Origin of the sequence: Aquimarina sp. RZ0, from assembly GCF_008370685.1 — a bacterium.
Taxonomy (GTDB): Bacteria; Bacteroidota; Bacteroidia; order Flavobacteriales; family Flavobacteriaceae; genus Aquimarina.
Window position 1 is genome coordinate 105,572 of record NZ_VTZU01000001.1, and the last position, 15,295, is coordinate 120,866.

General features: G+C 31.4%; 13 protein-coding genes. 6 read left to right on the top strand and 7 right to left on the bottom strand.

Annotated elements, in window-relative coordinates:
• Nucleotides 1-21: 21 nt before the first annotated feature.
• Complete coding sequence (locus F0000_RS00345; RefSeq protein ID WP_149622699.1) at nt 22-1,281, top strand: hypothetical protein; 1,260 nt, start codon at nt 22-24, stop codon at nt 1,279-1,281.
• 416 nt (nt 1,282-1,697) lie between these two features.
• Here F0000_RS00345 and F0000_RS00350 read toward each other — a convergent pair whose 3' ends face one another.
• Complete coding sequence (locus F0000_RS00350; RefSeq protein WP_149622700.1) at nt 1,698-3,716, bottom strand: thioredoxin family protein; 2,019 nt, start codon at nt 3,714-3,716, stop codon at nt 1,698-1,700.
• Nucleotides 3,716-5,029 carry a tRNA lysidine(34) synthetase TilS gene (gene tilS / locus F0000_RS00355; protein WP_149622701.1) on the bottom strand — a complete coding sequence of 438 codons (1,314 nt, stop codon included), beginning with the start codon at nt 5,027-5,029 and terminating at the stop codon, nt 3,716-3,718. The genes F0000_RS00350 and tilS overlap by 1 nt, the downstream gene beginning before the upstream one ends.
• 158 nt (nt 5,030-5,187) lie before the next feature.
• On the opposite strand from tilS, the gene F0000_RS00360 reads away from it, so the two are divergent.
• Nucleotides 5,188-5,892, top strand: a complete 705-nt coding sequence (locus F0000_RS00360) for a hypothetical protein (protein WP_149622702.1) — start codon at nt 5,188-5,190, stop codon at nt 5,890-5,892.
• Between the two features lie 496 nt (nt 5,893-6,388).
• Here the strand turns inward: F0000_RS00360 and pabB are convergent, their stop codons facing one another.
• The 3 genes from pabB to F0000_RS00375 form a co-directional block, all read right to left on the bottom strand.
• Nucleotides 6,389-7,696, bottom strand: a complete 1,308-nt coding sequence (pabB, locus tag F0000_RS00365) for an aminodeoxychorismate synthase component I (protein WP_149622703.1) — start codon at nt 7,694-7,696, stop codon at nt 6,389-6,391.
• A 3-nt stretch (nt 7,697-7,699) separates the two neighbouring features.
• Nucleotides 7,700-8,239: an NADPH-dependent FMN reductase gene (locus F0000_RS00370; protein WP_149622704.1), complete on the bottom strand. Its 540-nt coding sequence runs from the start codon at nt 8,237-8,239 to the stop codon at nt 7,700-7,702.
• 120 nt (nt 8,240-8,359) lie between these two features.
• Nucleotides 8,360-8,932 carry a hypothetical protein gene (locus tag F0000_RS00375; protein ID WP_149622705.1) on the bottom strand — a complete coding sequence of 191 codons (573 nt, stop codon included), beginning with the start codon at nt 8,930-8,932 and terminating at the stop codon, nt 8,360-8,362.
• 313 nt (nt 8,933-9,245) lie between these two features.
• On the opposite strand from F0000_RS00375, the gene F0000_RS00380 reads away from it, so the two are divergent.
• Nucleotides 9,246-10,604, top strand: a complete 1,359-nt coding sequence (locus F0000_RS00380; RefSeq protein WP_149622706.1) for a DEAD/DEAH box helicase — start codon at nt 9,246-9,248, stop codon at nt 10,602-10,604.
• 340 nt (nt 10,605-10,944) lie between these two features.
• Here F0000_RS00380 and F0000_RS00385 read toward each other — a convergent pair whose 3' ends face one another.
• Both F0000_RS00385 and F0000_RS00390 read right to left on the bottom strand, forming a co-directional pair.
• Nucleotides 10,945-11,856 (bottom strand): RICIN domain-containing protein, encoded by a 912-nt coding sequence (locus F0000_RS00385; protein ID WP_149622707.1) that lies wholly within the window; start codon nt 11,854-11,856, stop codon nt 10,945-10,947.
• 357 nt (nt 11,857-12,213) lie between these two features.
• Complete coding sequence (locus F0000_RS00390; RefSeq protein ID WP_149622708.1) at nt 12,214-13,131, bottom strand: RICIN domain-containing protein; 918 nt, start codon at nt 13,129-13,131, stop codon at nt 12,214-12,216.
• Between the two features lie 527 nt (nt 13,132-13,658).
• Between F0000_RS00390 and F0000_RS00395 the strand changes: the two genes are divergently transcribed.
• The 3 genes from F0000_RS00395 to bla are packed head-to-tail and all read left to right on the top strand — an operon-like array spanning nt 13,659 to nt 15,293.
• Complete coding sequence (locus F0000_RS00395; RefSeq protein ID WP_149622709.1) at nt 13,659-14,192, top strand: metal-dependent hydrolase; 534 nt, start codon at nt 13,659-13,661, stop codon at nt 14,190-14,192.
• Nucleotides 14,189-14,530: a hypothetical protein gene (locus F0000_RS00400; protein ID WP_149622710.1), complete on the top strand. Its 342-nt coding sequence runs from the start codon at nt 14,189-14,191 to the stop codon at nt 14,528-14,530. Before F0000_RS00395 ends, F0000_RS00400 begins: the two co-directional genes overlap by 4 nt.
• On the top strand, nt 14,487-15,293 hold the full coding sequence (bla, locus tag F0000_RS00405; RefSeq protein ID WP_149622711.1) for a subclass B1 metallo-beta-lactamase: 807 nt from the start codon (nt 14,487-14,489) through the stop codon (nt 15,291-15,293). Before F0000_RS00400 ends, bla begins: the two co-directional genes overlap by 44 nt.
• Nucleotides 15,294-15,295: the final 2 nt, after the last annotated feature.

The following is a 15,295-nucleotide window of genomic DNA, read 5'->3' on the forward strand; positions in this document are numbered from 1 at the left end:
GAATCCGTCTTTAATAGCTGAATGAATACTATAGAAGACCTACATATCCAAAAGGAAATACTTCCTTTATTTGACAATACTCTAAACAAATTTTCTAGAGCCAAAGTACTAGAAATATTAACTCATCCACTAAAAAGTATAGAGGAGATTAAGTTCAGGCAGCGTATTTTCCAAGGGTTTTCTGAGAATAAAAAAATTCTAAAAGAATATTCCTATTCCGTTTCTTATCTTTTAGAAGTATATCACTTTCTAAACAATTATGATTTAGATGAATTATCTCAAAAAAAACTGAGTTATAAGTTGTTGACCTCAAAAAAAGTGAAAGTAGAACATAACGCCAGGCTTTCACAAATGATATTACTTTTTAATCGTCTAAATACTTTTTGTTTTTCTAGATTGAACCTATGTACTTTTCCTAAAGCTTATGAGAAAAAGCTTCGTGAAATTATTAATTACTTTTCGATATTCAATCTGGCGCATTATGAAAATTTAATTAGAGAATATAAGTTTAAAGACTATGAGGTCATTGAAATTTTCAGAAAGATTAATAAACTAAAATCAAAAGGTGAGATTTCATTATTTTGGGAAAATTTATTTTGTTTTGAAGCATATTTTTCAATAAATCAAACTATTGAACAAAGAAATTTTGTGTTTCCAGAATTTGGAAAAAAGATTGTTTTAGAGAATTTTTATCATCCCTTGCTTGAAAAACCGGTAAAAAATGATTTCAGTACAAGAAGTAATGTCATATTGTTGAACGGAGCTAATATGTCTGGAAAATCAACGTTTCTAAAAGCTGTCGGTTTATCAATTTATTTAGGACACTTGGGAATTGGAATACCTGCTTCAAATGGAATAATTCCGTTTTTCAAGAATTTTTCTATTGGTATAAATCATAGAGATGATATTTTGAATGGATATAGCCATTTTATGACAGAAGTCCAAAACCTTAAAAAAGTTGTTGTAAAATCATCTCAGGAAAACTGCTTTGTAATTTTTGATGAACTTTTCAGCGGGACGAATGTAGAAGATGCGTTCGAAATTTGTAAAATTACTATTAACGGACTGGCAAAATTTAAAGACTCTTTGTTCTTCATTTCGACTCACATCCAGCAATTAAAAGAAATAAAACTAGATGGAGTATCTACGTACCATATAGAATGCAGGTTGATTAATAATTTACCTGCTTTTACTTATAAATTGAATGATGGCTGGTCGGATGTAAAAATCGGAAGAATATTATTTGAAAAAGAGGGTTTGAATGAATTGTTAACAAAATAAAAGTCATACAATCGATTAGAAAGGTGACTATTTAATGACAATTAGTCCTTGGATGATGCTCAGGATAAACTAAGCATGAAGGTTCGTATACCATTTTTTATTTCTCTATACACAAATACACCAATTGTTATGCCTACATAATTTTAATGTATTGCTTTATGAAACGATCTTCAATTTTATCCCAGACCACTTGTTTTGGATATGTATATAGTACGAAAGGAATTAAACCCATCATATTTTGTATTTATCGAAGAGAAATTATAGTTCAAAGCATTCACCAAATCTCGGATAGTATTTATAAGATGGTGAATTTTGAGGCGTTAATTTATAATTTGAAGAATCAATTTATAATTTTACACTACATAATTTTAAAGAAAGTCGTACGTTAAATCTATACCTTACAAAAATTTATTAATTTATTTGAAATTATTTTTTTGGTAGCTTTTTACTCCTCCTCTGAGCCAATTCAGATACTCACTTTTATCTGGAGTATATCCAATGGGTTTAGCTATACTTGATTCTTTATGATCTATAACAACATAATAGGGTTGTGCATTTGCTTTGTATCTGGTTATCTGAAAATCACTCCATTTGTTCCCTATCGTTTTAATCTTCTTTCCAGTTGTTTTTGATATATACTGTTCTGATTCCGGAAGTTCTTTTTTATAATCTACATATAAAGATATTAGAACCACATCATTCTTTAAAACTGATAGTACCTCTGGCTCTGACCAAACATATTCTTCCATCTTTCGGCAATTTACACAGGCATATCCTGTAAAATCAATTAAAACAGGTTTATTTACTTTTTTTGCATAGTCTAATCCTAATTGATAATCGGTAAATGTGATGATATCATGTTCTCCATATTTTGCCCCCTCAGGAAGTTCTTTTGTTGATTCTGTTGCACTCCCTGATCCTCCAAAACCTCTGGGTGATTCACTATATGTTTGCGGAGGAGGAAAGCCACTTATTAATTTTAATGGAGCTCCCCACAGTCCTGGTATCAAGTATATGGTAAAAGCCATTGTCAAAAGTGCTATTGACAATCTACTTACAGATATGTGACCTGTACCAGCATCATGCGGAAGCTTTATTTTCCCTAGAAGGTATAATCCTAATGTTCCAAAAATAGCAATCCATATCGATAAGAATACTTCTCTCTGCAGCAGCCCTAGTTGCAGTACTAAATCTGCGTTTGATAAAAACTTAAATGCAAAAGCCAATTCCAGAAAACCAAGAAAAACTTTTACAGTATTCAGCCAGCCTCCACTTTTTGGTAATGAATTTAACCATCCGGGAAACATAGCAAAAAGTGCAAAAGGCAATGCGATAGCTAACGAAAAACCAAACATACCAATAATTGGTGCTATTCCTCCTTTTGATGCCGCTTCTACTAATATTGTTCCCACTATGGGACCAGTACAACTAAATGAAACAATTGCCAGTGCCAGTGCCATAAAAAACATCCCAAGTAATCCGCCTCTGTCTGCTTGGCGATCTACTTTGTTAGCCCAGGAATTAGGAAGCATAATCTCAAAAGCTCCTAAAAAAGACAAGCCAAATACTATCAAAAGTGCAAAAAACAGTAAGTTAAACCATACATTAGTCGATAATGCATTAAGCGCATCCGCACCAAAAATAGCAGTGACTATTGAACCTAATCCCACATAAATGATAATGATAAAAATCCCATATAAAACTGCATTTCTAATTCCTGCCGCCCGGTTTTTACTCTGTTTAGTAAAGAAACTTACAGTCATAGGTATCATAGGGAACACACAAGGTGTCAATAATGCAGCAAATCCTGATAAAAATGCCAAAATAAATGTACTCCATAAGCCTTTCTTTTCTTCCCCATTTTGATTATCTGCTACATTTGTATCTGATGAAGTTGCATAATTCTCTTCCTTAGTTTCTTTTGAATTTAAAAATTCCAAATTCCCTTTTGATTCCTCATTTTCTAGTACTTTACCAGAAAGACTCAGGTTAAATTCTACGGTATCTGGTGCCAGACATTTTTCATCATCACAAATACCAAAAAAAACTTCTGCTTTTATAGAAGTAAGAGCGCTATCAAGTCTTTTTATCTTTTGAGAAAAAGTAACACTCTCTTCGAAATATTTGATCTCCATTTCAAACACTTTATCAAACTTTTGTATACCCTCAGGTTCCTCAGTTTTTCCTATAAGTTCAAATGCTTTATTCTCGTTATAAAAAGTAAATTCTGTTGCTGTCGGTGCAATTTCTTCGGTTTCTACCTCTCTTTGAGAATAGATATGCCAACCTTTATCCAATGTCGCTTCAAAATATAAAGTATATTCATTTTCAGACGTCTCTTTTACACTACTTTTCCATTTTATAGGCTCAAAAATTTGAGAAAAAATGGTTGTTGAAAATAATAAAGTGATTAATAGCAGTAAAATATTCCTCATCAGGTTATAGTAATTTTTAGTATTTGCTTAGTATGGGGTTCTATTTTAAACCGGTTATCTGCTCTATAATTTATAATCCAAATAATAGTATTGTCAGAACACAATAACCATATTCTTTCTTTGGCTAATAAAGATAATTTTTCATCCTTAAAATATTTACTTAGCTTTTTTTTTCCGGTCATTCCTATAGGGTAAAAATAGTCGCCTTCTTTCCATTTTCTTACTATTAATGGATATTTTAACTTTTTTTTATCTACATAAATTGTTTTAAGATCAATATCAGTAACCTCTTCAACTTCTTTGATTTTGATCATTCCAGAAGGGATTATGATCATTCTTTCTTCTTCAGGAATGGTATAACTCCGATCCGGTATATCTGCAACAATCGGACTTAACAAAATATCTACTCTGTCTTTAACCAATCTATGAGTATGAGAAAATATTTGTTTTCCGGATTGGGCTGTTAGCATTTTTAGAATGTCATTCCAGGCTGTAAAACCATAATCCTTTAGCAAAAAGAACAAATAAATTTTAGGGTCTTCATATCGCTGGAGTTTATGGATTGGTATTTTAATTGTATCTGATTCAGAATATTCAAAAACATCACTACGTACTTGTTCTATTTGCTTTTTGACAAATGTACTTACCTGTTTAAGATGCTGTAATGTAGTGTCAAAATTCTGTAAAAGCTCTGGATTAACAGTTTTAAACGCTGGAATTACATCATGCCTCAATTTATTTCTCAGGTACTTGGTACTACTATTACTACTATCTTCTCTCCATGCTAATACTGCTACTTTTGCATATGCTAAAATCTGATGTCTGGAAAAAGGTAATAATGGTCGAATATATATATCATTAATTTCTGGAATCCCTGTCAATCCTTCGATACCGGTACCCCGAGAGAGATTAATCATAAATGTTTCCAGATTATCATCCCGATGATGTGCTGTAATCACATAATCATAATTTTTCTCCTGTAGCAGTTCCTTAAACCAATTATATCTCAATTCTCTGGCAGCCATCTGAATTGAAATTTTATGAGTTTTAGCATATTTTTCTGTTTTAAAACTTTTTGTAAAAAAGGGAACATTGATTTCATCAGCAAGCATCGCCACAAATTTCTCGTCCCGATCACTTTCTTTTCCTCGTAGCTTAAAATTACAATGAGCAATCCCAAGATCTAACTCAAAAGAATGAAGTAACGAAGTAAGTACAACGCTATCTAACCCTCCGCTACACGCAATAAGTAATTTTCCTTCTTTAAGGAATGCTAAATTATTGTCTATATGTTTTTTAAAATCTTCTACCAATATTATTAATTCTTATTTTACATGGTATTCAAATATACGATTTTGAAAGCGCAGGGCAATTTTTCTTTTGTCTATCTTTGTGTGTTGATTTACAGCTTTTTAACATATAAATTCATTCATTTTTGTTATTTTTAAACAACTCTTAAAATTTTGATATTATGAATATGATAGATAAAATGCCTAAGCACTACGAAAATGATCGTAAAAAAGAGTTTGGAAAAAAAATACTATCTGTAGTTCCTCATTTACATCCGTATGTAAAACATCGGCTATATATTGCAGAAAGTACCGGAATTTTGCCCAGAAATATGTACTGTTCTAATGGAATAATTGACGATGCTATCGTTATTCTATACAATGAAGAACATCTGGATATAGAAATGGATACGTTATCACTGGAATTGAAATTGTTTAGAATTTCTGATCATCTAATAGATGAATTATACCTGAGAGAAGGTTGGCATCAAAAATCAATCAGTACCAATTATTTTTTAAATGAAGAACTCGAAAGGCTAGAAGAACATTTTACATCTGAGGCTGGCAGCAATCTTATTATGAATGAAGAACTAAATGATATTTCTTATCATCAAAACTCTGAAAGCAAAGAATTTTTTATATATGATGATGCCGATTCTGCTATCCTAAAAATAATTGATACTGAAGAATCTTCTGAGAATAAAAAGCAGAAATTATTAGGTAAATTTTACAGTTGGTTGCCATTAAAGACTTCCAAAATTATAGATCTATTTGTTTTTGGGAAATTAAATTTTGATGAAATAGCTAAGATTATTGACATCTCTGAAAAAGAAGTAAAAGAGACGATTATTGGCGTTCGAAAAAGTTTTAGAAAGAATCTTATCTAATACGATTTATAACTAAAAATTTCGCATATTCATCGTTTCTTTTTCCTTTCTACTTCGTTTAAAAAATAAACCGTAGCTATAGCTATGCTTGATTTTTTTGCCTTGCATAAAGAAAAAATAATTCAATGAATTTATACGAATTTTTTAATCGCAAATCGTATAATACCCATCCTTTGAATTTTCTTTTACAATAAATAGAAATAGCAAATGGTATAACTGCCTGAGCTTGATTGTTATTGTAGAAGATTAAAACCTGTCAAATCGAGACATCCAATAAAAATTTTATCCAGTGTTTAAACTGACGAGTTAAAGAATACGTCAATGGTAGTACTTTTATGAAGGAAGAGTGTATTGAGAATAGGTTTTTAAGCCCAAAAGACACTTGTTTTCGAGCACAAAATTCGTATCAGAATTTCGCTCAAACTGACATGCCTGGGATTAAACTCAGGTTAATGTTTTAGAAACCTGATAATGATTCTTTCTTTTTTCTATAAAACTATACTTTTTCTAATACCTCTCGCATCGCTTTAGCCTTGATCAAACATTCTTCATATTCCTTATCGGGATCAGATTTTGCCGTAATAGCGCCTCCAACAGTATAAGAAATATATTGCGCATCTTCATTATACAAGATACTTCTGATTATTACATTAAAATCAAAATCATCTTCTGGAGTAAAATATCCTATAGCACCGCTATACAGCCCTCTTTTTGATGTTTCTAATTCTTCGATGATGTTCATAGCAGAAATCTTGGGAGCACCCGTCATACTCCCCATAGGAAAAGTGGTTCTGATTATATCTACAGGAGCCGTTTCTTTATCAACTCGGGCAGTCACTGTAGAAATCATCTGATGTACTTGCTTAAAAGAATATACTTTACATAATTCTTCAACATTTACAGAGCCCCGAACTGCTGTTCTTGACAGATCATTTCTGACCAGATCAACAATCATTACATTTTCTGATCGTTCTTTTGGATCATTCTCTAAAGCTGAAATTAAATGTCTATCCTCTGCCGTTACTGTAGATCTCTTTGCTGTTCCTTTTATAGGTTGAGAGATAATCTTACGACCTTCTTTTCTTAGATATCGCTCTGGTGAAGCTGATAGTAAATATTGATGATTCATTCTAAAAAAAGTAGCAAAAGGAGGTGTGGATATCTGATTTAAATGATAATATGTCTCTAATGGCGATATATAGCTATTCTCTGAGAAAAATTCCTGACAAAAATTAGCCTCATAAATATCGCCTCTATGAATGTGTGAAAGTATTTGCTGTATTTTTTCTTTATATACATCTTTGGTTATTCGCAAACTTATTTTAATCTTACTGCAATTAGATACTCTTTTTGAAGAAGTTATAGCCCCTGAGAAAGTATTGATATTTTCAAAATCCTCATTCATCTCATCTGCCACCATATTCAGATATTTAACTTCTAATACATCATCTTTAAGAAGAAAAATTTTTTTTGGTTGGAAAAAATACAAATCTGAAAAATCTAAGTGATCCCGATTTCTGGAAACCAGTTGTTCAGTATCGTTCTTAAGATCATAGGATAAATAACCAAAAATCCAATCAGCAGTTTTTTCCTGATATTCTTTCAATTGATCAAAACCAGTATGATAATCCGTTTTTATGAGTGTAAAGGCGTCAACAGCTAATATCGCATCATAACTAGAGTATTGTTGTGTGTATTCATTAGAATCCAGCCATATTATTTCTTCAAACTGCTGCGCCCATTGTAATAGCTTAACTTTAAAAACAGAAGAATGTTCTATACTATATTTTTTAGTACTTCGCACAGATTACTTAATTTGATGTGCAAAAGTAGTTAGAACTTCTTTTAATCCCAATAAAAGTGTTTCATCTGTAATTTGATTTTCTTCTTCAGAAAAATTTGCATAAAAGGAAGGAAAACTAAAACTTTCCACTATTTCTCCTCCAAATCTTGGTAGCACATTTTTTGCATATTCTAATGCGCTTATTCCTCCTCGCTGACCAGGAGAGGTACTCATCAATAATATTTTTTTATCTTGTAAAAAATTGCGATCCAATCGAGACAACCAATCCATTACATTTTTAAAGAATGCACTCCAGCTTCCGTTATGTTCGCTTACAGAAATGAGTAAAGCATCAACTTCTGATATTTCTTGTTTCAATCCCATGGTCATCCCGGGGAATCCATTATTTTTTTCTTCATCCTCGCTATACATTGGCATCGGATAATTAACAAGTTTTAAGACCTTTATTTTGTGATCTACTATTTCAGAAGCGACATATTCTACAAGCTTATGATTGATAGAAGTGCTGCTATTAGAACCTGCAAAGGCAAGGATTTTTTTCATGACGAATTGTGTTAAAAATCAAAAATAGCCAAAATCAGAATAGCCACAAAAAAACACCTGTCATAATATAAACAACAGATGTTTTTATATGCTCTTCATACGAAGAACATCCCAAATATTTTAATTCTTTACAATAACTATCCAATCAGCCAAAGAAGGATCAAGTACTCCAACTGCCGGAGCATAAGGTAATAAATAAATCTTGGCTTCCGGGTTACTAATTCGATATTCTTTGAGTAACGTTATAGAATTAATAGCTTCCCACAGTTTTTCATATTCGATAATCTCTGGAAAATAAGACTCATCATACACTATGTGTCGAAAAATAGTAATATCCGGCATCTTTAAAGGAGTGTCCTCTTTTTTAAAATTACTTGACGGAATAAAACTTTCAGGATAATTTATAGCTCCAATGCCATTCCAAATAATTGATCCTGAGAATATTTTTTCTTCTGTCTCAGCATATACTAATTCTATAGTACCAAAATCGCCAGGAGGCCTATATCTTGTTGTAATACTAAAATCTTTATCTGTTTCGAATATCAGTTCTTTTCCTTCTTCAAAAGTATTCGTTTCAAAATCAACTTTTAATAACAACACTTTATTATCAATAGGTACAACCGAAGTGTCGTCATCATCTTTGCATCCCAAAACTGATATCATTAAAAATAAAAATAGTATAATTTTTTTCATAAATAAGTAAGATTAAATTGAACTCATTTTGGCTCTTTATTTTTAACCGAAAATGTGTTGAAATTTGAACAGATGAGGCACTTTTTGCAGTCTATAGTAGTTTTACAGACAAAAAAGTAACTAAAATGGACAAATTTCAGCCATTTTTTAGGAAATAGAAAATGTCAAGATGAATTCATTGTACAGTAATTAGATAAAAGAATTCCATAAGGTTGCGCCGATCTTGATATTTTAACTAAAAAAGGTATATTTAGGATAGAATCATATTTTTTATGATCAAATACAATTACCTTCGTATTTAAAATACATAATAGTGACTTTTAGAGATCTAAATTTAAGCACACAACTTCTTAGCGCATTAGATGATTTGGGGTTCGAAACTCCAACTCCCATTCAGGAACAGGCATTCTCAGTGGTAATGTCTGGAAAAGACGTCGTAGGAATTGCACAAACAGGAACTGGTAAGACATATGCCTATATGATGCCAATCCTAAGAATGCTTAAATACTCGGTACAGCTAAACCCAAGAGTTTTAGTTCTTGTGCCCACACGAGAATTAGTTGTTCAGGTAGTAGAAGAAATCGAAAAACTTGCTACATACATCAATTTACGGGTGATTGGCGTTTATGGAGGTACTAATATAAATACTCAAAAACAAGCTGTTTCTCAAGGATTAGATATCGTAGTAGCAACACCTGGTCGCTTGTATGACCTTGCAGTAAGTAGGGCTTTGCAATTAAAATCTATTCAGAAAATTGTAATCGATGAGGTAGATGTCATGCTCGATTTGGGATTTAGACACCAACTTATGAACATCTTTGACATTCTACCAAAACAGCGACAGAATATTATGTTTTCTGCAACCATGACTGACGAAGTAGATCAAATGATTACTGATATTTTTACCAACCCAAAAAGAATATCTGTTGCAAAAAGCGGGACTCCTCTTGAAAACATTAAGCAATATGGTTATAAAATTCCTAATTTTTATACAAAGGTAAACCTGTTAGAGCATTTACTTTCTGATAGGGAAAAATTTAATAAAACATTGATCTTTGTAGGTTATAAAAAAATTGCAGATCGATTATTCGACCTGTTAGAAAAGAAGTATCAAGAAGAGATATGCATCATACATTCTAATAAAACTCAAAATTACAGATTACGGAGTATTGAGCAGTTCAGAAAAGGAGAAAACCGAATTCTAATAGCTACCGATGTTATGGCCAGAGGACTAGACATAGAAAATGTAAGTCAGGTCATAAATCTTGATACACCGGAGTATCCAGAAAATTATATGCACAGAATCGGGAGAACAGGACGTGCTGACAGAGAAGGTGTTTCGTATGTGTTGACTACAGAAAAAGAAGAAGAAGCATTGCTAGCAATAGAAAATCTGATGGAAATGGAAATCGAAAAACTACCAATACCAGAAGAAATAGAAATATCAAAGATACTGGCCCCAGAAGAGCAACCTGTGGTCAAAGAAATTTACAACCCTCATAAACGCCCTAATGATGATGAAGCCGGTGCTGCTTATCATGAAAAGTCTGCAAAAAATAATAAAGTAAATTTAGGAGGGAAATATCAACGTGAAATAAAAAAGAAATACAAAAAGCCTAAAACAAAAGGAGATAAAACTTTTAATCTGAAGCATAAGAAGAAAAAGAAATAATACACCTCACCTAATTTATTTATGGAAAAAAGGCAGGAAATCTGAAACGATGGTTTCCTGCCTTTTTTCTATAAACCTTTTGAAAATCAGGTGATTTTTATGGTAAACGGCATAGTATACGATTTGTGATTAAAAAATTCGTATAAATTCATTGAATTATTTTTCCTTTATGCAAGGCAAAAAAATCAAGCATAGCTATAGCTACAGTTTATTTTTTAAACGAAGTAGAAAGGAAAAAGAAACGATGAATATGCGAAATTTTTAGTTATAAATCGTAGTATTTCTGATGTAAATTTATTATTTAGAACTTGTTGTATTTCTGGTTTTAAATCAGAAGGTATTATTGTTGAAAACGAATAGTCTTAAGGCTTAATCGTTCTCCATTTCTCTTGCGAATAACTTCTACAAATCCAAAACGTGTTGTATTGAATCTATTTCTCATATCTAGTTGAATTCTATTCTCACCTACTGCAAGTGTTACTTCTTTTTTATCTAATAATTTTGCTCCCCAGCTGCGACCTTCAATGATAACGGTAACTTCCTGATTGCTGTTAATAACAGCCGTAGTAAAATCTCTTACGGGATTTGGTGCTATGACTAAATCTAACTCAATCGGGTTTATTTCAGGAATACTTCCTGGGCCCTCTTCTCTAATTGTTTCGTCTATTTTCCATTGCTGATCGGCATTAGAATTAATGGTACTCTGTACAAGCTTGTTGTCTTCAAAAGCTAATGCTTTTCCCGTCTGCTGGTTTACAAACCTTAGAAACCCATTAGTCTCTGTAACTACTTCCCATCGTTGACCAGCATCTGCAGTATCTGGGGTACTTTGTATTGGAGTAGCGTTGTTGTTTTCTACATCAATAGCTTTTGCCGATTCGATATTTATTATTTGATATACACTGTTACCCAAATTTACAAATCTCCACTTTTCAAATCTTTCGATTTGTTCATTATATAGAGATGAACCTAATTCTGCGACAAGAATTGAATCACCTTCCTCAACTTTCGGGTTAAAAACCAAAGAATAAGGAACATATATAAATGTAAAATCCAATGATATTAATTTCCTTTCATTTGTTTTATTACGAAGTAAGAACTGTAGATTAGGATCAATTTGGTTTAAAGAGGTATCATTACTATTATCAGCAGGAACTTGATTTGCATTCATAGCAAAAGATGCTGAAAAAAATAGCACAAATACGGATAGTGCATAGTTTTTTAAGTTGTTTGATATGGAATTTGTTTTCATGATTAAAAAAATTATAATGATTAAAATAAGGTGTGATTAAGTATAAGTTTTCAAAATACATAACAGTTCAAAACCTAGTATCCTTGTAGTAACATAGTAAAAGAACTGCTTTAGATTCTGAAAAAACAACATACTATATATTGTTATAATAATAACCTGAGTTCGACTATTAATGCAGAAGATTAAACCGCCAATAAACCGTCAATTCGAGTGCTTTGACGAAGGGAAAGTGTATCGAGAATTGTATCTAAACCCAAAATATTTGTTTTCGATACAATTCTTATCAGAATTTCATTTCACTTAAACAAAGTGCTGCTTTAGGATTAATCGAACTCAAGTTATTAAATTAACATACTTTTATTTTTGAAAAAGAAACGTTTTATAACCTATTTGTTTCCCAGTATCACTGCGATAAATATTAACAAGACCAAAAGGAGAAGATCGAATACTTCTTATATCTAATCCGCTAATTTGGTTTTCACCTTTTGTAAGATTTACAGTTTTTCTTGATCCTGTTAATCCAATTCCAGCAACTATTTCTATCTCAATAGTAATATCTTGATTAACTGTTATTACAGCAGTAATAAAGTCAACTGCAGGATTAGGAGCTACTACAATTTTGGTTTTTAGAGGAGGAGTTATATCAGTAATATTTCCTGGTCCCAATTCAGCTTTTGTTTCTTCTATTCTCCATAGTTGGTTGCTGTTATTGTTTACATCTCTTTGTGTAATCTTGTTTGGGGTATCAAAAGTCAATGCTTTTCCTGTTTGCTGATTTACAAATTTCACATAAGCATTATTTACTTTTACAACTCTCCATCGTTGTCCAGAATCTGAAGTGTTAATTGCATTTTGTACAGGTTCACTATTTTCATTTTCTGCATCCAAAGCAAGCCCAGATTCAATATTTACGAGTTGATAAATATTGTTTCCTAAATTTTCGAATCTCCACTTTTCGAATCTTTCGATTCGTTCCTCAAATAAAGGAGAACCTAATTCTGCTGCCAAAAGTGTACTTCCCTCATCAACAACTGAATCAAAGGCAAGAGAATATGGAACAGGTATAATTGAATACTGTAAAGACAATAATCGTCTCTCATTCGTTTTGTTTCGCAGTATAAATTGCTTCTGAGGATCAATTTGGTTTAAAGTAGTCTCATAATGATTTTCAGCAGGGGCTTGATTTGCATTCATAGCAAAAGATGCTGAAAAAAATAGCACAAATACAGATAGTGCGTAGTTTTTTAAGTTGGTTAACATGGAATTTGTGTTCATAATTAAATAAATTTTAATAGTTAAAATAACTTATGATATATGCATAAGCCTTCAAATAGATAACAGCTAAAAGCTTATAAACCCTATACTTATTTAGTTAATAATTTACTATACTTTCTTAAGAAATATAAAAAGGAAACAAAAGAAGTCAACTTAACTTTTTGTGTTCCAAAAAAGTGCAAGAAAATCTCAACATTCCTTTATTTTATGTTACTACATTATTATGTATTTCAAAAAGTTTTAGTTATTAAAATTTCAATATTTTTTCAGGTAAAACAAAAAGTCAAAACCGCTTCTATTTCAATCTTATTTCTTATAATAGTTCTCAGATGGTAGTATGGCCATCTCAATTGAATTATTTTAGATTCAGATGAGAAATAAAACTTAGGGAAGGCAGCACTATGGTATATTTTATTTTGAAATATGGAACAAAAAGAAATAATTTCAGTAAGCAATACCATCTGAGAACCGGCATTGTTATGATATAATTAAAAATATTTACACTATTTTTAATTAGAAAAAATCATATGGCTTCTATATTTGCTCATGGGTTTGTATCCTATGCATTGGGAAAAACATTTTCTAATAAGATCACTACCAGTAAATTCTGGATATTAGGTGTCTTTTGTTCTATCCTGCCGGATGCAGATGTTATTGGATTTACTTTTGGGATATCATATGATAGTTTTTGGGGACATCGGGGTTTTTCTCATTCCATCCTTTTTGCTATACTGATCGGTATACTAGTAAGTTCTATTTTCTATTACAAAAGTGTTTTTACAAAAACTGGGGTAATATTAATCTTTTATTTTTCTATCTGTACCGCATCCCACGGAATCCTTGATGCAATGACTTCTGGAGGTTTAGGAATAGCATTTTTTTCCCCTTTTGATACAGTGCGATATTTTTTCCCCTGGAGACCAATCCAGGTTTCTCCGATTGGAGCAAGTAAATTTTTCAGTATCTGGGGCATTAAAGTATTGTTAAGTGAATTGATCTGGATCGCAATCCCATCGAGTATTTATATCTTAGCAGTAGCATTGTTAAGAAAGAAAAAATGATAGAAATTGACCTTAATAATAAGAAATTCTTTCTTATAAAAAATTCAGAAAATGGTAAGGTAGATTCTGACACTGTTTTTGAATATCAACAGGATGGAAATCTTGTAACGGCAGACTATTATGGAGGTACTATTAAATATGGTAAAATTATAGCACATCTAAAAGATGATATCCTGATAATGATGTATCAATGCATCACTAATGAAAATGAATTAAAAGCAGGAAAAGCGATAGCAAAAATTACTTTTACAAAAAATAATAAAATCAAACTATCCCTAAACTGGGAATGGCTACATGAAAAAAATAAAAAAGGAACTTCAGAATATATTGAATACTAGTCTACAAAGTTCATTTCTATTAATAATAAATCTGTTTATTATATTGGTTTTATCATCCAATCATATTTTTTGTCAAAAGAACTATGCTTATAAAAATATTGAGGTCTCAGAAAACCTTACTATTATAAAAATCAGTAAGCATAGCTTTATTCATATTTCTTATATAGCTTTAGAAAATGGTGTTAGATTTCCTTGTAATGGATTTTTATACATTAATGATGCAGAAGCCTATATATTTGATACTCCAGTAACTGATAAAGCCACTCTAGACCTCATTAACTGGGTTAGAAACGGCTTGAAAATTAGCATAAAAGGTGTAGTCTTTAATCATTTTCATACCGATTGTACAGAAGGAATTGATATCCTCAAACAAGAAAAGATACCTTCTATAGCAAGTGAAAAAACCAGAGAATTAATGTCAAAAGAAGGGTATCCGGAACCTGAAATCATTTTTAAAAATCATCTGGAATTAAGGTTAGGAGATAAAATTATTTATAATTCTTTTTTTGGAGAAGCCCATAGTCCAGACAATATCGTATCCTATTTTCCAGACGAAGAAATTCTTTTTGGTGGATGTATGGTCAAAAGTATAGATGCCAAAAAAGGAAATCTAGGAGATGCTAATACATCAGAATGGTCACATACCATTTCCAAAATTAAGAAAACATACCCAGATCTTAAGATTATTATTCCTGGTCATGGCTCTTCTGGGGATCAACAATTATTAGACTATACTATTACTCTGTTTAAAACTAAAAAATAATA